The organism is Reichenbachiella agariperforans, assembly GCF_900142205.1.
GTDB lineage: Bacteria > Bacteroidota > Bacteroidia > Cytophagales > Cyclobacteriaceae > Reichenbachiella > Reichenbachiella agariperforans.
This window is the reverse complement of record NZ_FRAA01000001.1, coordinates 1,487,867-1,509,263: the sequence shown is the minus strand read 5'-3', so window position 1 is coordinate 1,509,263 and position 21,397 is coordinate 1,487,867. Positions and strand designations below refer to the sequence as shown.

Annotated in this window: 27 protein-coding genes and 1 tRNA gene; 25 read left to right on the top strand and 3 right to left on the bottom strand. The window is 44.5% G+C overall.

Annotation, left to right across the window (positions count from 1 at the left end; all coding sequences use genetic code 11):
- Positions 1-91 precede the first annotated feature (91 nt).
- The 5 genes from greA to folB all read left to right on the top strand — a co-directional run bounded on the left by greA (position 92) and on the right by folB (position 3,280).
- Positions 92-562, top strand: a complete 471-nt coding sequence (gene greA / locus BUB99_RS05895; protein ID WP_073120331.1) for a transcription elongation factor GreA — start codon at positions 92-94, stop codon at positions 560-562.
- A gap of 5 nt (positions 563-567) precedes the next feature.
- A complete protein-coding gene (locus BUB99_RS05890) occupies positions 568-966 on the top strand; it encodes an HIT family protein (protein ID WP_073120330.1) in 399 nt (132 codons plus the stop codon).
- Between the two features lie 5 nt (positions 967-971).
- Positions 972-1,892, top strand: a complete 921-nt coding sequence (locus tag BUB99_RS05885) for a WD40 repeat domain-containing protein (protein WP_073120328.1) — start codon at positions 972-974, stop codon at positions 1,890-1,892.
- 166 nt (positions 1,893-2,058) lie between these two features.
- Complete coding sequence (locus tag BUB99_RS05880) at positions 2,059-2,919, top strand: DivIVA domain-containing protein (protein ID WP_073120326.1); 861 nt, start codon at positions 2,059-2,061, stop codon at positions 2,917-2,919.
- A 4-nt stretch (positions 2,920-2,923) separates the two neighbouring features.
- Positions 2,924-3,280 carry a dihydroneopterin aldolase gene (folB, locus tag BUB99_RS05875; RefSeq protein ID WP_073120324.1) on the top strand — a complete coding sequence of 119 codons (357 nt, stop codon included), beginning with the start codon at positions 2,924-2,926 and terminating at the stop codon, positions 3,278-3,280.
- Positions 3,281-3,283: 3 nt separating this feature from the next.
- Here folB and BUB99_RS05870 read toward each other — a convergent pair whose 3' ends face one another.
- A complete protein-coding gene (locus tag BUB99_RS05870) occupies positions 3,284-3,586 on the bottom strand; it encodes a HesB/IscA family protein (protein WP_073120323.1) in 303 nt (100 codons plus the stop codon).
- 66 nt (positions 3,587-3,652) lie between these two features.
- Between BUB99_RS05870 and BUB99_RS05865 the strand changes: the two genes are divergently transcribed.
- The 11 genes from BUB99_RS05865 (at position 3,653) to BUB99_RS05815 (ending at position 11,607) form a co-directional block, all read left to right on the top strand.
- Positions 3,653-4,174, top strand: coding sequence for a DUF7935 family protein (locus BUB99_RS05865; protein ID WP_073120321.1), 522 nt, complete (start codon positions 3,653-3,655; stop codon positions 4,172-4,174).
- A gap of 12 nt (positions 4,175-4,186) precedes the next feature.
- Positions 4,187-4,594, top strand: a complete 408-nt coding sequence (locus tag BUB99_RS05860) for a YkvA family protein (RefSeq protein WP_073120319.1) — start codon at positions 4,187-4,189, stop codon at positions 4,592-4,594.
- The gene (locus BUB99_RS05855) at positions 4,584-4,763 is read left to right on the top strand and encodes a hypothetical protein (protein WP_073120317.1); all 180 of its coding nucleotides are present in this window, start codon (positions 4,584-4,586) and stop codon (positions 4,761-4,763) included. The genes BUB99_RS05860 and BUB99_RS05855 overlap by 11 nt, the downstream gene beginning before the upstream one ends.
- Before the next feature lie 76 nt (positions 4,764-4,839).
- Entirely contained in the window at positions 4,840-7,254 is a 2,415-nt protein-coding gene (pheT, locus tag BUB99_RS05850; protein ID WP_073120315.1) for a phenylalanine--tRNA ligase subunit beta, read from the top strand.
- A 1-nt stretch (position 7,255) separates the two neighbouring features.
- Positions 7,256-7,552, top strand: coding sequence for a hypothetical protein (locus tag BUB99_RS05845; RefSeq protein WP_073120314.1), 297 nt, complete (start codon positions 7,256-7,258; stop codon positions 7,550-7,552).
- Positions 7,553-7,561: 9 nt separating this feature from the next.
- Positions 7,562-7,846: a cell division protein ZapA gene (locus tag BUB99_RS05840; RefSeq protein WP_073120312.1), complete on the top strand. Its 285-nt coding sequence runs from the start codon at positions 7,562-7,564 to the stop codon at positions 7,844-7,846.
- Between the two features lie 63 nt (positions 7,847-7,909).
- Positions 7,910-9,472, top strand: coding sequence for a ribonuclease Y (gene rny, locus BUB99_RS05835; protein WP_073120310.1), 1,563 nt, complete (start codon positions 7,910-7,912; stop codon positions 9,470-9,472).
- Positions 9,473-9,616: 144 nt separating this feature from the next.
- Positions 9,617-9,949, top strand: coding sequence for a rhodanese-like domain-containing protein (locus BUB99_RS05830; protein WP_073120308.1), 333 nt, complete (start codon positions 9,617-9,619; stop codon positions 9,947-9,949).
- Between the two features lie 66 nt (positions 9,950-10,015).
- On the top strand, positions 10,016-10,582 hold the full coding sequence (locus tag BUB99_RS05825; RefSeq protein ID WP_073120306.1) for a YeeE/YedE family protein: 567 nt from the start codon (positions 10,016-10,018) through the stop codon (positions 10,580-10,582).
- A 13-nt stretch (positions 10,583-10,595) separates the two neighbouring features.
- Positions 10,596-11,009: a DUF6691 family protein gene (locus tag BUB99_RS05820; protein ID WP_073120305.1), complete on the top strand. Its 414-nt coding sequence runs from the start codon at positions 10,596-10,598 to the stop codon at positions 11,007-11,009.
- 121 nt (positions 11,010-11,130) lie between these two features.
- Positions 11,131-11,607 (top strand): GyrI-like domain-containing protein, encoded by a 477-nt coding sequence (locus tag BUB99_RS05815; RefSeq protein ID WP_073120303.1) that lies wholly within the window; start codon positions 11,131-11,133, stop codon positions 11,605-11,607.
- A gap of 17 nt (positions 11,608-11,624) precedes the next feature.
- Here BUB99_RS05815 and BUB99_RS05810 read toward each other — a convergent pair whose 3' ends face one another.
- Together BUB99_RS05810 and BUB99_RS05805 are read right to left on the bottom strand one after the other, a co-directional pair.
- Positions 11,625-12,278 (bottom strand): TPM domain-containing protein, encoded by a 654-nt coding sequence (locus BUB99_RS05810; RefSeq protein ID WP_073120301.1) that lies wholly within the window; start codon positions 12,276-12,278, stop codon positions 11,625-11,627.
- Between the two features lie 28 nt (positions 12,279-12,306).
- The gene (locus tag BUB99_RS05805; RefSeq protein ID WP_084190374.1) at positions 12,307-13,176 is read right to left on the bottom strand and encodes a TPM domain-containing protein; all 870 of its coding nucleotides are present in this window, start codon (positions 13,174-13,176) and stop codon (positions 12,307-12,309) included.
- Positions 13,177-13,218: 42 nt separating this feature from the next.
- On the opposite strand from BUB99_RS05805, the gene BUB99_RS05800 reads away from it, so the two are divergent.
- The 9 genes from BUB99_RS05800 (at position 13,219) to fucP (ending at position 21,332) form a co-directional block, all read left to right on the top strand.
- Positions 13,219-13,812 carry a LemA family protein gene (locus tag BUB99_RS05800; protein WP_073120299.1) on the top strand — a complete coding sequence of 198 codons (594 nt, stop codon included), beginning with the start codon at positions 13,219-13,221 and terminating at the stop codon, positions 13,810-13,812.
- A 126-nt stretch (positions 13,813-13,938) separates the two neighbouring features.
- Entirely contained in the window at positions 13,939-14,235 is a 297-nt protein-coding gene (gene trxA / locus BUB99_RS05795) for a thioredoxin (protein ID WP_073120297.1), read from the top strand.
- A gap of 78 nt (positions 14,236-14,313) precedes the next feature.
- Positions 14,314-14,385: transfer RNA gene (locus BUB99_RS05790), tRNA-Arg, on the top strand.
- 606 nt (positions 14,386-14,991) lie between these two features.
- Positions 14,992-16,599: a UxaA family hydrolase gene (locus BUB99_RS05785; RefSeq protein ID WP_073120295.1), complete on the top strand. Its 1,608-nt coding sequence runs from the start codon at positions 14,992-14,994 to the stop codon at positions 16,597-16,599.
- The gene (locus BUB99_RS05780; RefSeq protein ID WP_073120294.1) at positions 16,596-17,372 is read left to right on the top strand and encodes an SDR family NAD(P)-dependent oxidoreductase; all 777 of its coding nucleotides are present in this window, start codon (positions 16,596-16,598) and stop codon (positions 17,370-17,372) included. Before BUB99_RS05785 ends, BUB99_RS05780 begins: the two co-directional genes overlap by 4 nt.
- Positions 17,373-17,484: 112 nt before the next feature.
- Positions 17,485-18,336, top strand: coding sequence for a fumarylacetoacetate hydrolase family protein (locus BUB99_RS05775; RefSeq protein WP_073120279.1), 852 nt, complete (start codon positions 17,485-17,487; stop codon positions 18,334-18,336).
- The gene (locus BUB99_RS05770) at positions 18,333-19,166 is read left to right on the top strand and encodes an amidohydrolase family protein (protein ID WP_073120277.1); all 834 of its coding nucleotides are present in this window, start codon (positions 18,333-18,335) and stop codon (positions 19,164-19,166) included. Before BUB99_RS05775 ends, BUB99_RS05770 begins: the two co-directional genes overlap by 4 nt.
- A 27-nt stretch (positions 19,167-19,193) precedes the next feature.
- Positions 19,194-19,976, top strand: coding sequence for an L-fucose dehydrogenase (locus BUB99_RS05765; protein WP_073120276.1), 783 nt, complete (start codon positions 19,194-19,196; stop codon positions 19,974-19,976).
- Between the two features lie 57 nt (positions 19,977-20,033).
- On the top strand, positions 20,034-21,332 hold the full coding sequence (gene fucP, locus BUB99_RS05760) for an L-fucose:H+ symporter permease (RefSeq protein WP_245816805.1): 1,299 nt from the start codon (positions 20,034-20,036) through the stop codon (positions 21,330-21,332).
- Positions 21,333-21,397: the final 65 nt, after the last annotated feature.

The following is a 21,397-nucleotide window of genomic DNA, read 5'->3' as shown; positions in this document are numbered from 1 at the left end:
GCGTAGTTTTGCATTCAAGCTTGTAGAAAAAATGAAGAAACGGTTTCAGAAATGAGGCCGTTCTTTTTTATATATATCAATAAGAAAAAAAATGGCAGTATCATATTATACCGCAGAAGGATTGAAGAAGCTCAAGGATGAGCTCAACGAATTAAGAACAAAAGGAAGAACAGATATCGCTAAGCAGATCGCTGAAGCTCGTGACAAGGGGGATCTTAGTGAAAACGCAGAGTACGATGCAGCAAAGGATGCTCAAGGTTTGCTAGAACTCAAGATTGCTAAACTCGAGGTAGTTGTAGGAGACGCTAGAGTGATGGATTCGTCACAGATCGACTTGACGAAGGTATCTGTACTGTGTACAGTCAAGATCAAGAATGTGAAGAGTGGCATGGAAATGAAATATACGTTAGTCGCTGAGTCAGAGGCTGATCTCAAATCTGGTAAAATTTCAGTAGAGTCTCCATTAGGTAAAGGACTGTTGGGAAAGAAAATCGGTGAGAAAGCTATCGTCAAGGCACCTGCAGGTGATATTGAATTTGAGATACTCGAAATCGGATTGTAATTATCATGGCGAGCATCTTTACCAGAATAATCAACCGTGAGATTCCTGCACATATAATAGCAGAGACAGATGACTTTATTGCTTTCTTAGATATCAATCCGTTGGTAGAAGGGCACTGCTTGGCAGTGCCTAAAGTGGAGATTGATTATATTTTTGATCTTCCTGATGACACTATGTTGGGACTACATCGTTTTGCTAAAAAAGTAGCGGCAGGGATAGAACAAGTGATCCCATGTCAGCGCATTGGTGTGACCGTGATCGGTTTGGAAGTGCCACATGCACATGTGCATTTGATTCCTATCCAGGTAATGGATGACATGAATTTTGCTCGACCTAAACTATGTCCTGGTTCAGAGGAACTGGCTCAAACTGCGATAAAAATCAAAGAAGCTATTTCGTTGTAAGATTTATGTCTACACTACCCAAAGTAGAAATAACCAAAATTCATACCTATACGGGGCACAAAGATGCTGTATATACCATAGAGCCAGGGGGTGAAGATCATCTGTTTTATTCCTCTGGGGGAGATGGGCATGTGATCGAATGGGATCTACATAACTACGAGAACGGTAGATTGATTGCAAAAGTGGATTCTTCGGTATATGCGCTTTGCTATGTTCCAGAGCATGATATTCTAATTGTTGGTCAGAACTATGAGGGGATTCATTTGATCAGGTTGTCAGATCGATCAGAAGCAGGGTCGTTGCAGTTAGGCAAATTGGCAATCTATGATATTCAATACACTCAGGGGCTTATTTTGGTAGCATGTGCAGAAGGAGAGTTCTTCATTATTGACATGAAGTCGCTAAAAGTACTTAAGCGTTCAGTCATGTCTGAAAAGAACCTTCGAGAGATATTAGTTATAGACGATAGATGTTTCGTAGGAGCAAGTGATGGGCAGATTATTCGAGTTGATTTGAAGTCTTTTGAGATCGAAAATCAAACGATGGTACACGAGAAGTCGGTGTTCGGATTGGCTCATCACGTAAAGGATCAAGTGCTATTGACTGCTAGTAGAGATGCACGACTCAAATACTGGGATGTGTCTCAGCAGGAGAACGAACTGGAAAGTATCAATGCGCACATGTACGCGATCAATGATGTGGTGTTTAGGCCAGACTATCAGTATTTTGCTACAGCTAGTATGGACAAGACGATCAAGATATGGGACTATGAACAGCGTCGTCTGATTAAAGTCATAGACAAAGCACGACATGGAGGGCACTTGACCTCTGTTAACAAGCTGATTTGGTCGGGGTTTAAACAATTCTTGATTTCATGTAGTGACGACCGCTCTATATCCGTCTGGGATATTAATATTGCAAAATAATGCGTATTATTGCACAGTAAGCCGCCCTTATAGATAAATAAGCCACCAGTATTTACGTACTAATTATGTAATTTTAATTAGTGGGGACCGAGCTCATATTTTAATGGTTTTCATTAATTAAGCGATTCTACAGGGATTCCTGTGGAAAGGGTTTAAAGTTTAAGTTATGAAAATTACTCCTCTAGAAATTAGACAAAAATCTTTTGAAAAGGCTTTCCGTGGTATCAACAAGGAAGAAGTCACAGCATTTCTGATTTCTTTATCCCATGAGTGGGAGAGAATGTTGGATGAAAACAAAGATCTCAAAGGGGATGTTTCCAAGCTGGAAAAGGAAGTGCAGAAGTTGAGAGAAGTAGAAACTACCCTCTTCAGGACGCTAAAGACAGCAGAAGATACAGGAGCCAATGTAATTGATCAAGCCAATAAGACCGCTGAGCTACACATGAAGGAGACGCAGATCAATGCTGAGGCGATGGTCAGTGAAGCCAAGAATAGAGCGCGTGCACTTATCGATAAGGCAGAAGATCAAGCGAAGGAGATCATCGAAGAGATGAGTCAAGAGGTGAAAGAGATCGAGGAGAACTACCGTGTCATAGAAAATATGCGAGATGGAGCGATCTCCCAACTCAAAATCATGTCTAGTGAACTGATGAGTAAGGTGGAGAAGTCTAAGTATCAGGAGTCTGGTATCGAAGTGCATCTCAAAAAAGTGAAACAGATGCTTCGAGAGACTAGCGAGAGAGTGGAAAGCAAAGCGGAAGAAATTAATTTTGATGCAGAGGAGTATAATAGACCAACTCCTAAAGCCATCCCTAAGGCTAAACTGGATATGGATCAATCTTCGAGCTTTGAATATTCCGAAGATGATGAGCTACAGGTGAAGAAGAATTATATCTCGGATCAAAACCCAATCTCTCGTGATCAAGCGGGGACGCCTGTCAAGCCTGCAGCCAAAGCAGCTGCTAAGGTGGTAGAAAAGAAAGTATCCAATAAGGATTTGTCATTTTTCGATCAATTAGAAGACTAATTACATGCTAGTAAAGCTGGAAGGGCTTGACTTTTTTTCGCATCATGGATTTTATGCGCAAGAAAGAGAAATAGGAAATAAATATACTGTGGATGTAGAAGTTGAGCTTGCCGATCCAAAATCTTTTGAAGATGGGGATTTGGACGCTACAGTCAATTATGAGATCATCTACAGCCTCGTAGAGGGGATTATGAAAGTCCCTACCAAATTATTAGAGACGCTATCCATGTCCATTAATCATCAAATCCTCGAAAAATTCCCTCTAATACTATCAGTGAAGTCTACCGTGAGTAAACACAACCCTCCGATCAAAGGAGTGTGTCACAAAGCTTCTGTCACACTCAGATTAGAGAACCTTTAGTAATTAGTTGTTGCCAGGCTTGTTAAAGCTGAAGCCTCTCGCGTCAGATTCCTCTATGAAGTCTACCTCTAGGCCTATTAAGTACATGACGTGTTTTTTGTCAATGACAATCGGGATGTTTTCCTGCGAATAGCTGATATCAGCATCATTGGCCTTGTCAAAACCTATCACATACCCCATCGCACCACATCCACCTCCCTTGATACCTATGCGCAGTGCATAGTCTTTGGGGATGCCTTTGTTGTCCATGATATTTTTGACTTCTATGACGGCTTTGGCGGTGATGTTGACGGGTTCTATATCCATGAATTGATTTGTAGCTTTGCTAAGACAAAATTACTTATTTTTGACTTAGACATAAACGAAATTTAATTGGAAGCACTTATAGAATTCGGAAAAATTATCTTGCCAGCAGGCGCAGTACTTTACGCTATGTTTTTGATGACGAGGCTTTTTATCCGAAAGGAGTATGATAGTAAGTTGATCGAGATCAAATTAAAAAATACTGAAGTCGTATTGCCCATCAGACTGGCTGCTTATGAACGGATTTGCCTGTTTTTGGAGCGTATCATGCCCAAGAATTTAATCGTAAGACTAAACGTTGGCGAAATGAGTGCGTTAGAGTTTCATCAAGTGTTGTTGCACGAAGTTCGTGAAGAGTTTTCTCACAATGTTTCTCAGCAGGTGTACATGAGTGTGCAGGCCTGGGAAGTGGTCAGTAGTGCCATGGAAGAAATCGTGATGATAGTCAATGAATGTGCGAGTTCTTTAGGAGAGGATGCCAAGAGCATAGATTTGGCTAGAAAGGTTTTTGAGAGAGTGATGGAGCGAGAGCATCTTCAGGTTGATTATGCACTGGTGTTTATCAAAGAGGAAATACAACAGAATTTTTAAATTCGAATGAGTATGAACAAGGAAAAAGTATTTAAAAAGTATAAGGATAAAGCTGAAGGCTTGTTGAAGGATAATGATAGAATCAATAACCTACTGAGTACCACTACGCATAGACTGACGGATCTAATCGGGAATAGTGACAAGATCGCTAACCTAGTAGATAAGGTGGGTGTCTTTTTGAGAATGATCAAGGCGCAGGTCAGAGGGCACTACAGTGAATTGCCATGGCGTACGATGTTATTGGCAGTTGGTGCATTGCTTTATTTTATCACGCCATTAGATATGATTCCTGATTTTATCCCAGCTTTGGGATTGACGGATGATTTGGCCATTATCTTTTGGGTGTATAATAGCATCAAAGAAGATATTGAACAATTTAGACTTTGGGAAAATACTATAGAACTAGAGAATGAAGCCTAAGACTATGCAGCGCCTAGGAATCCTCGGTGGGTTTCTATTGATTTTCTTGGCTACTTCTGAGTTTTTGCGATCCTACAGACTGGGTGATCCGAAGTGGATGTATCTGGTGATGGTGTTCGGAATGGCGATTGTGCTTGCCTCTACACTTATCCGAAAAAGAAGAAGCTAATTCTACCGCTCAGACTCCCTTATTTTCTTAATTTTACGGCTTGTTTTATCCGCAGCTAAAAAGCTTATTTATATAAATGAAGATTTCACTTAATTGGTTAAAGGAATATATTGATCTAGGAGAGGAAATAGGCGTCATTTCAGAGACCTTGACCAATACAGGATTAGAAGTAGAAGGGTTAGAAGAAGTAGAAGAAATCAAAGGCAGTTTGGCTGGGATGGTGATCGGTGAGGTCAAAACGTGCGCCAAGCATCCTGATGCGGATAAGCTGAGTCTGACTACTGTAGATATTGGACAAGATGAATTGTCGCCCATAGTTTGCGGAGCACCTAATGTAGCGGCGGGACAGAAAGTAGTAGTAGCGACTGTTGGTGCTATGCTATATCCTAGTGAAGGCGACCCATTCAAAATCAAGAAGGCAAAGATTAGAGGAGAGGTTTCTCTCGGGATGATCTGCGCTGAGGATGAACTAGGTCTAGGGAGTTCTCATGATGGAATCATGGTTTTAGACACTGATTTGCCCAATGGTACTCCTGCAGCCGAACTGTTTAAACCTACCACAGATACGGTCATCGAGATAGGACTAACACCTAATCGTGCAGACGCAGCATCTCACTACGGTGTGGCACGTGATCTCAAAGCTGCTTTTGAGCGTCCCACGAAGTTTCCAGATCTGTCTTCTTTCAAGGTAGATAGTCAAAGCAAACCAATAACAGTCGAAGTAGAAAATGCAGAAGCATGCCCTCGGTATTCGGGACTGACCATCGCTAACGTCACGGTGGCAGATTCTCCTAAGTGGCTCAAGGCTAGATTAAACAGCATAGGCTTGACTCCTGTCAATAACATCGTAGATGTGACCAACTATGTTTTACATTCGTTGGGGCAGCCGCTTCATGCTTTTGACCTCAGTGAAATCGAAGGAAATAAAGTAATCGTCAAGACAGTAAAGGAGGGTACGCCTTTCGTAGCATTGGACGAGAAAGAAAGAAAATTGTCCGCCAAAGATCTTATGATCTGTAATGCCTCCGAAGAGATGTGTATCGCAGGGGTGTTTGGAGGAGTTAAATCTGGGGTCAAGTCAACCACTACAGATATTTTTCTAGAGTCTGCTTATTTCTCTTCTGACTATGTGAGGAATACTGCGACGAGACACAGTTTGAAAACCGATGCGTCATTTAGATATGAGCGAGGTACTGATCCGAGGATTACGGTAGATGCCTTGAAGTGGGCAGCTATTTTGATCAAAGAAGTGGCAGGTGGAGAAGTGAACTCTGATATCATAGATATATACCCAGAGACGGTTCAAGATTTTACTATCCAAATGTCGTATCGCAATATCAATAGGCTGATAGGTGTCGAGCTACCCAAGGAGAGAATCAAATCCATCTTGGAGCACCTAGATATAGAAGTCAGTCATGAATCCGATACGGGGTTTCAAGTAGATGTGCCGCCATATCGATTCGATGTGACGCGTGAAGCGGATGTGATCGAAGAGATTTTGCGCATCTATGGCTATAACAATATTGAGTTAGGGGATTATTCCACAGCCGGCTACTTGGCCAATTTCCCCACTCCAGATAGAGAGAAAATTCAGGAAAAGACAGGGCTGTATCTTTCTGCACTTGGCATGAATGAGATCATGAGCAACTCTCTCACCAATCCTGAGTATCTAGCGAAGGCAGGATACTGGGAAGCTGATGAGAATGTCGAAGTACTCAACAAACTAAGTGAAGAACTCGGAATCATGCGACGCACCCTGATATTCTCAGGTTTGGAAGCGCTCAAGCACAATATCAATCGGAAGCAACCGAATCTGAAATTCTATGAATTTGGTAGAGTGTATCAGAAACAAGCCGATCAGTATAAAGAGGAACAGCAGCTTGGATTGTTTTTGACTGGGGATCAGTCAGAGGAAAGTTGGAATGTGGATAAAAAGACGTCTGATTTTCATGAATTGTCATCGATCGTACATAAATTATTAGATAAATTCAGCGTAGCGGATTTTCAATCAGTACCTACACAGAGTCAAGGGTTTGAGTATGGTTTGGATATCATACTGAACAATGTGGTCTTGGTGTCTTTTGGGAAGTTAAAAGCGAAATTGACTAAGATTATAGGTGTGAACCAGAGCGTGTTTTATGCTGAGTTTAACTGGTCTAAAATGCTCAAGAAGTACGGGAAGACAACGTTGTATAAAGCGGTGTCAAAATTCCCAGAGGTGAGAAGAGATTTGTCACTCGTGATAGACAAGAAAACCGAGTTTAGTGAGATCATGGAGATCGCGCAGACGATAGGAAGAAAACTGATCAAGAGGATCAATGTGTTTAGTGTCTATGAGGGAGAGAATATCGGAGAAGACAAGAAGTCTTACGCTTTGAGTTTTATCCTCCAGGATGAAAATAAGACCTTGAATGATAAAGTGATCGACAAGACGATGAATGCCTTGATCGATAGTTTTGAAAAGAATTTGAACGCAATAATAAGAAAATAACATGGCTGAAAGTCGTCTCAGATCTGAACTGAATCAACTGGAAAGGAAGTTGGTTTTATTGCTAAGTGACTTCAAAAAGAAGGATGCTGAGATAGAGATGCTCAAGCTTGAAAACCAAAAACTTAAACTACACTTGGAAGAGAAAGACGAAAAAATGGCGAGCTTTCAAAATCAAGATAAAATTAGTAAAATTGTGAATAGCATGGTAGTGGATGAGAATGACACTGAAGCTTTAAGCAACTTGCTGAGTGAATATATAAATGAAGTTGATAAGTGTATTGCTCACTTGAGCGAATAAATAGCCTCAATGACAGAATTATCAATAAAAATAAAGATTGGAAACAGAGAGTACCCGATGAAGGTATCGGCCGAAGAAGAGGCTAGAATACGTGCTGCGGGTAAAAAAATAAATGAAAGGCTGAGATTCTATCAGGATCAGTTTCAGATAGATGACAAGCAGGATTTATTGGCTATGGTAGCGATAGATTGCTATGTGCAGTTGCTACAGACCTCAGAAAACCGACAGGAGACTGACGAAACAGCCATGGAACAAATAAGCAAACTCAACCATTTAATCTCTGAAGCACTCTAAATATATTCACTTTCAAGTCGTGTTGTCGTAAACCTATACCATGATTAATTATATATATACATCATGGAAAGTACAATTTATATTGTTGTAGCGCTGGTAGGAATCATTATTGGTTTCTCTATCAGCAAAATCTTAGCTAAAAGAGCTGAGGGTAAAAAAATAAATGAAGCAAAAAGTAAAGCAGAGATCATCCTGAAGGAAGCGACAATTGATGCGGAGAATATAAAGAAAGAGAAGGAAATAGAAGCAAAGGAGCGTTTTCTCAAACTTAAATCCGAATTCGAAGAGGAGAGTAATCGCAAGAAAAATCAAATCATTGCTAACGAAAACAAGGTCAAGCAGAGAGAGAGTAACCTATCTAAGCAGATCGAGCAGAACAAACGAACCGAAGCAGAACTAGAAAGCCAAAAGGAAAATCTAGAGGCGCAAATGGAGATCGTCAAACGGCGAAAAGAAGAGATAGACAAACGCAAGGAAGAACAAACACTAGCCTTGGAGAAAATCTCACATCTGTCCGCAAGTGAAGCAATAGATCAACTAAAAGAAACGCTCAAGGATGAAGCACGAACCAAGGCATCATCCCACATCAAGGATATCATAGAAGAGGCGAAACTGACCGCCACGAAGGAAGCGAAGAAAATCGTGATTCAAACGATTCAACGTACCGCTACTGAGCATGCGATAGAAAACTGTGTTTCTATCTTTAATATCGAGAGTGACGACATTAAGGGTAAAATTATCGGTAGAGAGGGACGGAATATTCGTGCGCTAGAAGCCGCTACAGGTGTGGAAATTATCGTAGATGATACACCAGAGGCGATTATTATCTCAGGTTTTGACCCTGTACGTAGAGAGGTAGCGAGACTGTCGCTGCATAGATTGGTGACGGATGGACGTATCCATCCAGCGCGAATCGAAGAGATCGTAGCGAAGACCACTAAAAATATAGAGGAAGAAATTGTAGAGATCGGAGAGCGTACGGTGATTGATCTAGGAATACATGGTCTTCACCCTGAGCTAATCAAGATGGTGGGACGTATGCGTTTCAGATCATCTTACGGACAGAATTTATTACAGCATTCTAGAGAGGTAGCTAAGCTTTGTGCGACTTTAGCTTCAGAACTAGGATTGAATGCGAAACTGGCGAAGAGAGCAGGTTTGCTACACGATATTGGAAAAGTATGGCCAGAGGAACCAGAGCAGCCACATGCGATCTTAGGGATGGAGTTGGCGCAAAAATACAAGGAGAACAAAGAAGTCTGTAATGCTATCGGCGCACACCATGACGAGATAGAAATGACCTCATTGATCTCGCCAATCGTCCAGACCTGTGATGCGATTTCTGGCTCTAGACCTGGCGCTCGCAGAGAAGTGATGGAGTCGTACATCAAGCGTCTAAAAGACTTAGAAGCGCTAGCACTAGGGTTTGAAGGGGTGCACAAGTGCTATGCGATCCAGGCGGGGCGTGAGTTGCGCGTGTTGGTCGATGCAGAGAATGTGTCAGATAAGCAGGCAGGGGATTTGTCTTTTGGTATTTCTTCTAAAATAGAGAACGATATGCAGTATCCAGGACAGATTAAAGTGACTGTGATCCGTGAGATGAGATCAATCAGTTACGCGAAGTAGTTCTGCTTTAAGAAACGAAAAAAAGCCTATTGCAGCAATGCGATAGGCTTTTTTTTGTTTGGGTCTGCCCTAGCGTAACATATGTTACAACATGAGATGCTGCGAGGCGCTAGTTTTGTTGTATAGATATTTAAATCAATCAGAATGGGATTATTGGATTTATTAGGGTTCGGAAAAAAGAGTAAGGAAGTCATGGTGGAAGCATTGAAAGATGGTGCAGTGATCGTCGATGTACGGTCTCCTGCAGAGTTTCAGGGAGGACATGTCGCTGGAGCGCACAATTATCCTTTGGATAGAATAGGTAGTCAGTTGGAGGGGCTTAAAGCTGCAGGGAAGCCAGTGGTATTCTGCTGTGCGAGTGGTATGCGAAGCGGGAGGGCTACCTCTCAGGCCAAGTCCGCAGGGATCACTGCCTACAATGGGGGCGGATGGATGTCACTCAATGGTATAGTACAAGAATTGAAGGAATCTCACTGATTCGACCTTGGGGAGGAAACTAATTTTAGCCGAAAGGTGTATTCACAGTAAGCAAACGAGAAAAAAATGATAGAATGGATAAGTCAGCCTTGGCCCTGGTATGTGGCTGGACCTTTGATCGCCGTGGTGTTGGTGGTCTTGATGTATTTTGGGAAGCGATTTGGGATATCGAGCAATCTAGAGACGATGTGTTCCATAGCAGGAGCAGGGAGATTCGTGGATTATTTTAAAGTGGACTGGAAGGATAAAGTTTGGAATTTGGTATTCGTACTAGGGACGTTGATTGGAGGCTATATCGCACATGAGTATTTGACACCAGATACTGCCGTCGCGATCTCCCAGTCTACGGTCGATAGCTTGAAGCAGTTTCAGATTATCGATGCTGGGGCAGATTATTTGCCCAAGGAACTCTTCTCTTGGGAGTCATTGTTCACGCTCAAGGGTGGTCTGTTGATGGTGTTGGGTGGTGTATTCGTAGGTTTTGGGACGCGCTACGCAGGTGGGTGTACATCGGGGCATGCGATCACGGGGCTCAGTAACCTTGAGTTACCATCACTGGTGGCTGTCATTGGTTTTTTTATAGGTGGATTGATCATGACGCATTTGGTCTTACCTCATTTATTGGCACTCTAAAACACGACACAAGATGAAATTTATCAAATATTTATTGACAGGTATATTTTTTGGAATCGTACTGAGTAAGTCGGAAGTGATCTCATGGTACCGCATCTATGAGATGTTTCGGTTCGAGTCCTTTCATATGTATGGCGTGATTGGATCGGCAGTAGTCGTGGGGGCTATCTCTATTTTATTGATCAAGAAGCTTCAGCTCAAAGGGATGAATGGTCAGTTCATGAGTCTTAAACCCAAGGAAAATGGGTTCAAGGCGTTGCTATTTGGAGGGACGATCTTTGGATTAGGTTGGGCGATGACGGGTGCGTGCCCGGGTCCGATGTTTATCATCGTGGGACATGGTGCTCCTGTGTTTTTGGTGGTAATTCTGAGCGCTACGATTGGAGCATTCCTCTATGGAGCAGTGAAGAAGTACTTGCCACATTGATAGTAGACGGTAGTGAATTAAACATATCAAAGTCCACAGGCTATTTGCCTTGTGGACTTTTTTGTGGAAGGATGATGGGTGGGTATATTTAAGTTTTTAATCCCAAAAGAGTGAAAATGATATGCAGCCAAGAATAGAACAATTGGAAGAAAAGAAGCTCGTAGGCGTGCGACTCAAGATGAGTATGGCCAACAACCGTACGGGGCAACTTTGGGGTTCATTCATGCCTAGGAGGAGTGAAATCAAAAACAGCTTGACTAAGGACGTGGTGTCCATGCAGATATACGATGCTACCCACTTCTTGAATTTTAATCCCCAGCGTGAGTTTGAGAAGTGGGCGACTACTGAGGTTTCTGATTTTGGGATGATCCCCGAAGGGATGGAGTCTTTCGTTTTGCCAGGAGGAGCGTATGCGGTATTCGACTACAAGGGGTCCAGCGCAGACCACAGTGTTTTTGAGTACATTTTCGGGAGATGGTTGCCCAATTCGCGCTACGAATTGGACGATAGGCCGCATTTTGAAGTCTTGGGAGCGAAGTATAAGAACAACGATCCAGACTCGGAAGAAGAGATTTGGATTCCCATCAAGCCTGTCTAAAAAATCTTGCCGCTCAACTAATCTTCGATTCTGATCTCGTCAGAGAGTTCGTTGGTGTCGTCCTCTCGTACGATGAAACCATTGGCTAGCAGCAAATCTTTGCACTTGAGCACGGCATTTGCCAACCCTTTGGCTGTTTGGTTGCTTTTGATTCCTTCTACTACCAGTCCGACTACTTCGTTCCAGTCGTTTTCTTGGATTTTGGCGTTGATGCCTTTGTCTCCGAGGACTTGGACTTGATGCTCCAGTTCGCTCACATAGATGAGTATGCCCGTCCTGTCTATGGTCGTGAAGACCTCTTCTTGCAAGAACATGTCACGAGCCTTGGTCAATACACGGTGTGCGATGACGCCATCTGGGATGAAGCCGAGACGTAGAGAAGGCACGAAAGTCAATAGAATAAATCCGAGCGCCATCAAAGCGAATAGATAGATGCTGGTGTAGAGTATAGTGAAGTTTTCGGGCAGGAGCCATAGCCATGACATGGTCCCGAGGATCACTAATCCTGCTACGCCGAGGATGGCGGAGAGTTTCCAAGCCGCTTCGTTGTACTCGTCGCTGTTTCGTGCAAAATAGATGACGATCTCTCCCGAAGATTCATTTTCGAGACTTTGTATAGCTTCTTTGACGATCTGTTTGTCGTCTTCTGAGAATGTAAATTTCTTTTTCATGATAGGATGTCTATGATTGGGAATAATACTACCAGCCGCCGGATGCGCCACCGCCTCCGAAGCTGCCGCCTCCACCAGAGAAGCCACCGCCCCCTCCGAAACCGCCGCTGCTGCCATAGAATCCGCCACCACCGTAGTAGGTGCCCCCACCACTGCTGCCTCCACCGCCTCTGCTGCCGATTCCGAATATCAAGGAAATCACAAATGCGATCACTGCAAATACGATACTGCTAAAGATATAGCCCACTACGAGGGCAAGTACGATGGAGATGGCTGTCTTGACAAATTTGTTTTTGATCATGCCACTGATCACACTGACGATGAATGCGGCGATCAGTACGCCTCCAAAGGAGTTGGAGTTTCTTTTGCCACTCTGCTGGGCTTGGGTGACGGCTGGGAGGTCTTCGCCTTCGGCGAGCTGGATGATGGCGTCTACCCCTTCGTCTATGCCTGTGGTGAATTTGCCATTGCGAAACTCGGGTACGATGATGTTGTCTACGATACGTTTGGCATAGATGTCGGGGATGGCTCCTTCGAGCCCATAGCCCACTTCGATACGTACTTTTCTGTCATTTTTTGCGACGAGCAACAATACGCCATCGTCGATCCCTTCTCTACCCAGTGCCCATGCCTCTACGACACGGATGCTATACTGCTCGATGGTCTCGGGACTAGTAGTTGGGACGATAAGTACAGCGATCTCACTGCCTGTGGATGTCCTGAACTGGCCGAGTTTGTCCTCTATGTAACCGATCTCCGCCGGAGTAAGAGTGGCAGTTTGGTCGATGACCTGTCGGGTGAGTTCGGGGATGGCTACATTGTCCTGTGCGAGCACAAAAAAGTGGGTAAAAATGAAACCCGTCAGGACAAAAAGAGTTTTAATATTCTTGATTTTCATTGCAGCTAAATTAGCTAGATTTGTTGCTTAACCAATAATAACATGAGTAAAAAGTCGTATATCATAATAGGAGTCATTGTTGTAGGCATATTCTTGATTTACAGCAGTATCAAAGGAACGTTCAATAGTATGAACCGTGGCGAGCAGGGGGTCAAAAGCCAGTGGGCCAAGGTAGAGTCGCAGTATCAACGACGGTCGGACTTGATCCCCAACTTGGTGAGTGTGGTCAAAGGCTATGCGGATCATGAGAAGAGCACGCTAGAGGCGGTCATCAATGCCAGAGCCAAAGCGACAAGTACGACGATCGACCCATCCAACTTGGATGCTGCTTCGATTCAGAAGTTTCAGGCGGCACAGAGTGAGTTGTCCTCGTCACTGTCGAGACTGCTAGTGTCGGTGGAGCGCTACCCTGATTTGAAGGCCAACAAGAACTTCTCCGAACTACAGGCGCAGCTCGAAGGGACAGAAAATAGAATAGCTGTAGAGCGCAATCGATTCAACGATGCGGTCAATGCCTACAATATATTGGTCACGGACTTTCCAGGTAGGATTTATGCAGGCATCTTTGGCTTCAAAGAGAAGGGCTACTTCCAGTCTGATGCAGGCACAGAGAAAGCACCCAAAGTGGAGTTTTAAAGAATTAAAATGTAGCGGAAAAGCGTCGGTAAGAGAAACTCTTGCTGGCGCTTTTTTGTTTGCAGTCTAGTGATGGAGTAGCACGTCGTTGCTTTAATCTGGTAGAACAATAAAATAAAGAAATACATGGCGACATTTTCAGATATGATCAATAGTGACCAACCGGTGTTGGTGGATTTTTATGCAGACTGGTGTGGGCCTTGCCAAATGATGGCCCCTGTGTTGGCCGAGTTGTCTACAGAGCTCGGCGACAAGGGGAAAGTCATCAAGGTAGATGTGGACAAGAATCAAAAAGCCTCGCAGGTGTACAAGATTCAAAGCATCCCGACGCTGATCTTGTTCAAGAAAGGCAAAATCCTCTGGCGCCACTCCGGCACAGCGGACAAGGGACAGCTCAAGGCACTGATCGAGTCGCACGCTTAGCGGTTCACTAGACCTGCATTGAAAATACGAGGTAAAGTCTGCTTATTTAGAAATGGATTTTTAGATTTGTCCCTCTCTGGCCCTGTAGTTCAACGGATAGAATAGTCGTTTCCTAAACGATTGATCCAGGTTCGATCCCTGGCAGGGCTACTTTTCCGTTCCTTATTGATGATGAATGGGGTGTGAACCCAACTCGTCCTCGTTTGTAACGAGGATGGCATGGTTTAGCCTTTGCAATGTGACTAATTAAGCGGACGCCCCCTCTAGTCTTAGCGTCCGTTGCGACCCAAAATGTAGAAGGGCGTCCGCCCAATGTTGATGTTTTACAGGATGTGACTATCTTGTACACATGGGTAGAAAATACCTCGACTGGGCGTAGAATTTTCTACGCCTTTGTATTTTGTAAGGAGCAGAGTTTAGCATTTTTCAAATGCGGGTTTGTGAAGTGGAATTGATTGGTGGTATAGATAATGAAGTGTAGATGAAATCTACACTTAGTGTTAAAGTAATCTCGTTGGTGCCAAATCTGCCCCATCGGGGTTGAAATCATCGAATAAGGAACGCGTTGCAAACGTGCTCCATCGGGGACAGTATTTTCCTTTTGACTTAATAATGAAGCTATACTATCACTTCTAATCTTCGTACTATGGTCTATTAAAGAGCCGTGCACATGTGTGCGCAGCTCTTTAATGTCTTTCTCATTGCCACAGTTAATTGGCTTTACTAATTATGTAGTAGTAGAAATAAAAATGGAGCATGACGAACGAGAGATTTCTGAGAATTGATGGCAGAGACAATGTGCTGGTCGCACTACAGGATTTGAAACCAGGAGTGGTAGAGGCGGATGGTGTGGCTATTGATGTGCCTCAGCCAGTGCCACAGAAGCACAAATTTTTGACCGAGTGCTTGAGCAAGGGCGATAAGATATACATGTATGGGGTGCCTGTAGGTAGCGCGAACGAAGACCTGCCCATCGGTACGATGATTACGATAGAGAATGTGACGCACTTTGCTGATCCCATCTCACTCGACAATAGAAAAAAATACGAATGGCAAGCTCCCGATGTCTCGGCATGGGAGGAGAGGACATTTCAGGGCTACCATCGACCAGATGGGAAGGTGGGGACGGCCAACTACTGGCTTTTCATCCCTTTGGTCTTCTGCGAAAACCGCAACCTTAAAGCCATTGAGGAGACCTTGAAGTCCTCGTTGGGCTACAAAAAGCCCAACGAGTATTTGCAGTATGCTCATGAATTAATCGGTGGGGTGATGGAACAAGAGATGCCATTGCGAAATCGAGTGTTTGAAAATGTAGACGGCATCAAATTTCTCTATCATGACGGAGGGTGTGGAGGTACACGTGGTGACGCAGAGACGCTCTTGCGTTTGCTAGCAGGTTATCTACAGCACCCGAATGTCGCGGGAGCTACAGTCCTGAGTCTGGGTTGCCAACATGCGCAGGTGCAGTGGTTTCAAGAGATTCAAGAGGAGCTATATCCGCAGGCAAGCAAGCCAGTGATCTATTTGGAGCAGCAGGTCATCCAATCGGAAGAGAAGTTGATCAAAAAGGCCATTGCTGATACGATCGAGCAACTCAAAGAAGCCAATCAGATCGAGCGCAAGCCAGCGCCACTGAGCAAACTGGTCGTAGGACTGGAATGTGGCGGTTCGGATGGGTTTTCGGGTATTTCTGCCAATCCTGCGGTAGGCTATGCATCAGACTTGTTAGTGGCGCTGGGGGCTTCTACGGTATTGAGTGAATTTCCAGAGTTGAACGGCGTAGAGCAAGACATCATTGATCGATGTACAGCGGATCGTGTGGCAGAGAAGTTCGTGGATATTCAGCGGGCCTACGAAGCACAAGCCAGAGCGGCTGGTTCAGGTTTTGACATGAACCCTTCGCCTGGCAATATCAAAGATGGTTTGATTACTGACGCGATCAAATCTGCCGGTGCGGCGAAAAAAGGAGGACGAGCACCCGTGAGCGATGTGTTGGATTATACAGAGCCAGTCACCCGTCCAGGACTCAATCTACTATGTACACCAGGCAACGATGTGGAATCTACCACAGGACTGGCAGGATCGGGTGCGAGTATTATCCTCTTCACTACCGGTTTGGGTACACCGACAGGCAACCCATTGGCTTCAGTAATCAAGATATCTAGCAATACGAGCCTTAGCGAGCGCATGAGTGATATCATAGATTTGGATGCAGGGCCAATTACTCGTGGTGAAAAAAACATAGAACAAGTAGGAGAAGAGATTCTAGAAAAAATAATAGCCGTTGCTAGTGGTGAGAAAACCAAAGCGATGGACTTAGAACAAAACGATTTTATACTTTGGAAAAGAGGAGTGTCACTATGAAAAAATTTGATTTAACAGGGAAACGTGCCATTGTCACGGGTGGTGGTAGCGGTATCGGTAGAGCGATTTCACTATCGTTGGCCGGAAATGGCGCGAAGGTATCCATCCTCGAGCTCAACGAAGAGGGAGGTCAGTTGGTCGTCGATGAGATCAATGCAGCTGGTGGAGACGCTAAAACCATTGCATGTGATGTGTCCAAGTTGGAGAGTGTGCAGCAGGCATTTGATCGAGCGGTAGGCGAAGAAAACCTTGATATACTGGTCAACAATGCGGGTATCGCGCATGTAGGCAATGTAGAGAATACAACTGCGGAAGATTTGGATAGGGTCTACTCTGTCAATGTCAAAGGCGTGTACCACTGCTTGCAAACGGGTGTTGCAAAGATGAGAGATGGGGGAGCTATCGTCAACCTGTCTTCGATTGGTGCACATGTAGGCCTCAATGATCGCTTTGCTTATTCGATGAGCAAAGGGGCTGTGCATACCATGACCTTGTCGATTGCCAAAGATTACCTAGGACAACAGGTTCGATGCAATAGTATATCACCTGCACGGGTCCATACGCCATTTGTGGATGGGTTTATATCCAAAAATTACCCAGGAAAGGAAGAGGAAATGTTCGAAAAATTATCACAAACACAGCCTATTGGTCGAATGGGTAAACCACAAGAAATCGGTGACTTGGTACTGTATCTATGCTCAGACGAGGCGTCTTTTATTACAGGGTCAGATTTTCCGATAGATGGAGGTTTTGTGACGCTCAATGGCAATTGATCCGAGCGGCCTTTTTAGTTTGACTAGTCACATGCAAAGAGATGTTTTGAGAAACAGCGAGCGACTGTTGATGAGATAAGAGAATTTTTACAATCAAAAAATACGAAGAATCATGAAATTATTTAGATATAGAAAAGATGGGAAAGTATGGCCTGGTGTAAGTGCTGGTGATACACACTATAGTTTGGCAGGGCACGTCCAAGATATCGACAGGGATTTTTTCGAGTCATCGGATGCTTTTAGCAAGGTAGAGGAGTTGATCGAAAAAGGTCAGCTGGAAGTGATAGAGACCCCTGAGTTTGATGCACCGATCTATCGCCCAGGCAAGATCATATGCATCGGATTGAACTACAGGAAACATGCAGAAGAAAGTGGTATGGAAGTACCGAAAGAGCCTGTGATTTTCTTCAAGGCAACATCCAGTCTATGTGGTCCTAATGACAATGTGGTGATCCCAAAAGGAAGCGAAAAGAGCGATTGGGAAGTCGAATTGGCTGTGGTGATCGGCAAGACCGCTAGTTATGTGAGCAAAGAAGAGGCTATGGATTATGTTGGCGGCTATGCCCTACACAATGACGTGAGCGAAAGAGCTTACCAGCTCGAGCGTGGTGGTCAATGGGTGAAAGGCAAGAGTTGCGATACATTCGCGCCACTCGGACCCTATATTGTGAGTACTGATGAGGTCGCTGATCCACACAACCTCAACCTATGGCTCAAGCTCAACGGCGAGAAGATTCAGGATGGATATACGTCAGATTTTGTATTTGATATTCCGACTGTGATCAGCTACTTGTCAGAGTTTATGACTTTGGAACCAGGGGATGTGATCTCCACGGGTACACCTGCAGGCGTAGGGTTGGGATTTGATCCTCCAGTCTATTTGAAACCGGGAGATGTGATGGAATTGGGTATCGATGGTCTGGGTACATCCAAGCAAACAGCTGTAGCACACCCAGACGCATGAGACTCGATGCACACCAGCACTTTTGGCAGTTTGATCCGCTGAGGGATGCCTGGATCACCGAAGAAATGGCTGTGATTCAGCGGGATTTTTTGCCCGAGGATTTGCAGCCTCTTCTGGAGGACAAGGGGATAGATGGATGTGTAGCCGTACAAGCAGATCAATCATTGGCGGAGACAGATTTCCTTTTGTCTCTAGCCAATAAGCATGACTTTATTCGAGGTGTAGTGGGTTGGGTTGATTTGAGATCGGATCAATTGTCTGCAGACTTGGAGCGTTATACCGAACAAGTGGTTTTCAAAGGCGTAAGACATATTTTGCAAGCTGAACCGGATGATTTTATGACGGATCTGGCCTTCATGGCGGGAGTGAAGAAGCTGGCGGATTTTGGCTTGACTTACGATGTGTTGGTGCATCAGGGACAGCTGGAAGAGACGCTGCAATTCATCGATCAACTGCCAGAGATGCCGCTGGTGGTCGATCATATCGCCAAGCCTCAGATCAAAGAGGCATCTTTTGATCACTGGGCCAAATACATGAAGGCCATCGCTGAAAGAAAGCATGTGACAGTCAAACTATCAGGTCTGGTGACTGAAGCTGATTGGAAAAATTGGAAAAGGGAGGACTTTACTCCTTACATCGATTTTTGTCTGGAGCATTTTGGGCCAGAGCGTTTGATGTACGGTTCGGATTGGCCTGTATGTCTGCTGGCAGGGAGCTATTCGGGCATATACGACTTACTCCAGTCCCATATCTCCCAACTCTCAGATACAGAACAGGGGCATATTATGGGAGGCACGGCTGCTAAATTCTACAGCCTATCTCAATACTAATTACGCAGTACTCAATACAAGAAAAACATGGATTTAAAACTAAAAAATAAAGTTTTCATCGTGACGGGTGGAGCCAAAGGGATCGGCGAGGCGATTACGCTAGAGCTGGCAGCCGAAGGCGCTATACCTGTGGTAGTCGGGCGATCCGTCGCTGCAGGCGAAGCGATAGAAAAGAAGATAAAAGCTGCGGGAGGTCAATGCCTCAATATCATTGCAGAATTGGGCGAAGCAGAGGTCTGCCAGCGTGTAGTGGAGGAAACCGTCGCTACACTCGGTCGCATCGATGGTGTGGTCAACAATGCAGGAGTCAATGATGGTGCTGGCTTAGAAGAGGGTGACCCGGCACGGTTTCGTCAATCGGTCATGACCAATTTGATGCACTATTATGATATGGTGCACTACGCACTGCCACAGCTCAAAGAACACAAAGGGTCGGTAGTGAATGTAAGTTCCAAAACGGCTGTAACAGGTCAAGGAGGTACATCTGGATATGCCGCCAGCAAAGGTGCTCAACTCGCACTGACTAGAGAGTGGGCGGTAGAACTGGCTCCCTACGATGTGAGGGTCAACGCTGTGATTCCTGCAGAGGTAATGACCCCACTCTATGAGACTTGGTTAAACACATTCGAAAACCGAGAGGAGAAATTGAAGAACATTGTAAGCAACATACCATTAGGAAAAAGGATGACCGAAGCAGAAGAAATAGCTGCAATGACGGTATTTTTACTCTCAGAGCGAAGTGCTCATACTACGGGTCAGTGGCTGTTTGTAGATGGTGGTTATGTACATTTTGACCGATCAGTTACCTGAGTCAAAAGATAAAGTTGAAAATGCAGAGATTAGCATTTTTTTATAAAGCAAAAAAGCATGATGAAGACGAATGAAAAAGTGGTGTCACGTAAGGTATTGTTACCTTTCGTTTTAATCACCTCACTATTTGCCCTTTGGGGTTTTGCCAATGCGGTGACCGACCCGATGGTGTCGGCCTTTAAAAAGGTATTGGAATTGAATAATTTTCAAGCCTCGCTGGTACAGTTGGCTTTTTACGGTGGTTATTTTACCATGGCTTTGCCTGCATCTATGTTCATCCGCAAGTACTCCTACAAAACAGGCGTATTGATCGGTCTGGGGTTGTATGCGTCGGGAGCCTTGTTGTTTTATCCGGCTGCCGTTACCCAGCAGTTTGGTTTCTTTTTGATGGGACTCTATGTATTGACTTTTGGACTGGCTTTTTTGGAAACCACCGCCAATCCCTACATCCTATCTATGGGAAGCAAGGAGACCGCCACACGTCGGTTGAACCTGGCTCAGGCTTTCAATCCAGTGGGCTTGATTGGTGGATTGTTAGTGGCGCAAAATTTCGTGCTAGCCAAACTTCAGTCCGATGACGTCAACTTTGGTGGGCTGTCAGAGAGTGCCAAAGCGACGATCCGACAGTCTGACTTGATGGTCATACGTGATCCATACGTGGCGCTAGGTTTGGTGGTGATAGCTGTATTTGTACTGATTGTCATTAGCAAAATGCCAGAGAGCAAAGATGAAGAAGATAGCCTGAGTACTTGGCAGATCATCAAGACATTGGTCCAAAGGGCACACTACGCACAGGGTGTGTTGGCTCAGGCTTTTTATGTAGGTGTACAGATCATGTGTTGGACCTACATCTACCAGTATGCCGAATCGATCGGAGTGGATGGTGTCACGGCAGGCAGTTATCAGTTTGCGGCTTTCGTGCTGTTCTTCTCGGGACGTTTTATTTGTACCTTTCTGTTGAGGTATATCAATTCGGGCAAATTGCTCACATTGCTTTCGGCTCTTGCTATTGTATTTGTCTTGGGGACCATTTTTATCCAAGGTATGATTGGGCTGTATTGTTTGGTGATGGTTTCGTTTTGTATGTCTCTGATGTTTCCGACGATATACGGTATTGCCTTGGAAGGCTTGAGTGAGGACGAATCCAAGATTGGCGCAGCAGGTTTGGTGATGGCGATAGTGGGAGGGGCCTTGATGCCTACCCTACAAGGGATGATATTGGATTTGGGAGGAGCAGGGTATTCGGATATAGAGATTCTCGGTGTTCCAGAAGTCAATTTTTCTTTCGTACTGCCCTTGTTGTGCTTCCTGTTTATCGCCAGCTATGGCATGCGTGTGATGAAAGGGAAAATTTGATTACGTGTTGCAAATAGGTACCTATGAAGTAGCCTAGTTTTCTAAACCGAGCGTTGACCTAAAGA

Bases quoted from the DNA above. Each gene is read 5' to 3' on its own strand.
- greA (WP_073120331.1), top strand. From the start codon at position 92: ATGGCAGTATCATATTATACCGCAGAAGGATTGAAGAAGCTCAAGGAT.
- BUB99_RS05890 (WP_073120330.1), top strand. From the start codon at position 568: ATGGCGAGCATCTTTACCAGAATAATCAACCGTGAGATTCCTGCACAT.
- BUB99_RS05885 (WP_073120328.1), top strand. From the start codon at position 972: ATGTCTACACTACCCAAAGTAGAAATAACCAAAATTCATACCTATACG.
- BUB99_RS05880 (WP_073120326.1), top strand. From the start codon at position 2,059: ATGAAAATTACTCCTCTAGAAATTAGACAAAAATCTTTTGAAAAGGCT.
- folB (WP_073120324.1), top strand. From the start codon at position 2,924: ATGCTAGTAAAGCTGGAAGGGCTTGACTTTTTTTCGCATCATGGATTT.
- BUB99_RS05870 (WP_073120323.1), bottom strand. From the start codon at position 3,586: ATGGATATAGAACCCGTCAACATCACCGCCAAAGCCGTCATAGAAGTC.
- BUB99_RS05860 (WP_073120319.1), top strand. From the start codon at position 4,187: ATGAACAAGGAAAAAGTATTTAAAAAGTATAAGGATAAAGCTGAAGGC.
- BUB99_RS05855 (WP_073120317.1), top strand. From the start codon at position 4,584: ATGAAGCCTAAGACTATGCAGCGCCTAGGAATCCTCGGTGGGTTTCTA.
- pheT (WP_073120315.1), top strand. From the start codon at position 4,840: ATGAAGATTTCACTTAATTGGTTAAAGGAATATATTGATCTAGGAGAG.
- BUB99_RS05845 (WP_073120314.1), top strand. From the start codon at position 7,256: ATGGCTGAAAGTCGTCTCAGATCTGAACTGAATCAACTGGAAAGGAAG.
- BUB99_RS05840 (WP_073120312.1), top strand. From the start codon at position 7,562: ATGACAGAATTATCAATAAAAATAAAGATTGGAAACAGAGAGTACCCG.
- rny (WP_073120310.1), top strand. From the start codon at position 7,910: ATGGAAAGTACAATTTATATTGTTGTAGCGCTGGTAGGAATCATTATT.
- BUB99_RS05830 (WP_073120308.1), top strand. From the start codon at position 9,617: ATGGGATTATTGGATTTATTAGGGTTCGGAAAAAAGAGTAAGGAAGTC.
- BUB99_RS05825 (WP_073120306.1), top strand. From the start codon at position 10,016: ATGATAGAATGGATAAGTCAGCCTTGGCCCTGGTATGTGGCTGGACCT.
- BUB99_RS05820 (WP_073120305.1), top strand. From the start codon at position 10,596: ATGAAATTTATCAAATATTTATTGACAGGTATATTTTTTGGAATCGTA.
- BUB99_RS05815 (WP_073120303.1), top strand. From the start codon at position 11,131: ATGCAGCCAAGAATAGAACAATTGGAAGAAAAGAAGCTCGTAGGCGTG.
- BUB99_RS05810 (WP_073120301.1), bottom strand. From the start codon at position 12,278: ATGAAAAAGAAATTTACATTCTCAGAAGACGACAAACAGATCGTCAAA.
- BUB99_RS05805 (WP_084190374.1), bottom strand. From the start codon at position 13,176: ATGAAAATCAAGAATATTAAAACTCTTTTTGTCCTGACGGGTTTCATT.
- BUB99_RS05800 (WP_073120299.1), top strand. From the start codon at position 13,219: ATGAGTAAAAAGTCGTATATCATAATAGGAGTCATTGTTGTAGGCATA.
- trxA (WP_073120297.1), top strand. From the start codon at position 13,939: ATGGCGACATTTTCAGATATGATCAATAGTGACCAACCGGTGTTGGTG.
- BUB99_RS05785 (WP_073120295.1), top strand. From the start codon at position 14,992: ATGACGAACGAGAGATTTCTGAGAATTGATGGCAGAGACAATGTGCTG.
- BUB99_RS05780 (WP_073120294.1), top strand. From the start codon at position 16,596: ATGAAAAAATTTGATTTAACAGGGAAACGTGCCATTGTCACGGGTGGT.
- BUB99_RS05775 (WP_073120279.1), top strand. From the start codon at position 17,485: ATGAAATTATTTAGATATAGAAAAGATGGGAAAGTATGGCCTGGTGTA.
- BUB99_RS05770 (WP_073120277.1), top strand. From the start codon at position 18,333: ATGAGACTCGATGCACACCAGCACTTTTGGCAGTTTGATCCGCTGAGG.
- BUB99_RS05765 (WP_073120276.1), top strand. From the start codon at position 19,194: ATGGATTTAAAACTAAAAAATAAAGTTTTCATCGTGACGGGTGGAGCC.
- fucP (WP_245816805.1), top strand. From the start codon at position 20,034: ATGATGAAGACGAATGAAAAAGTGGTGTCACGTAAGGTATTGTTACCT.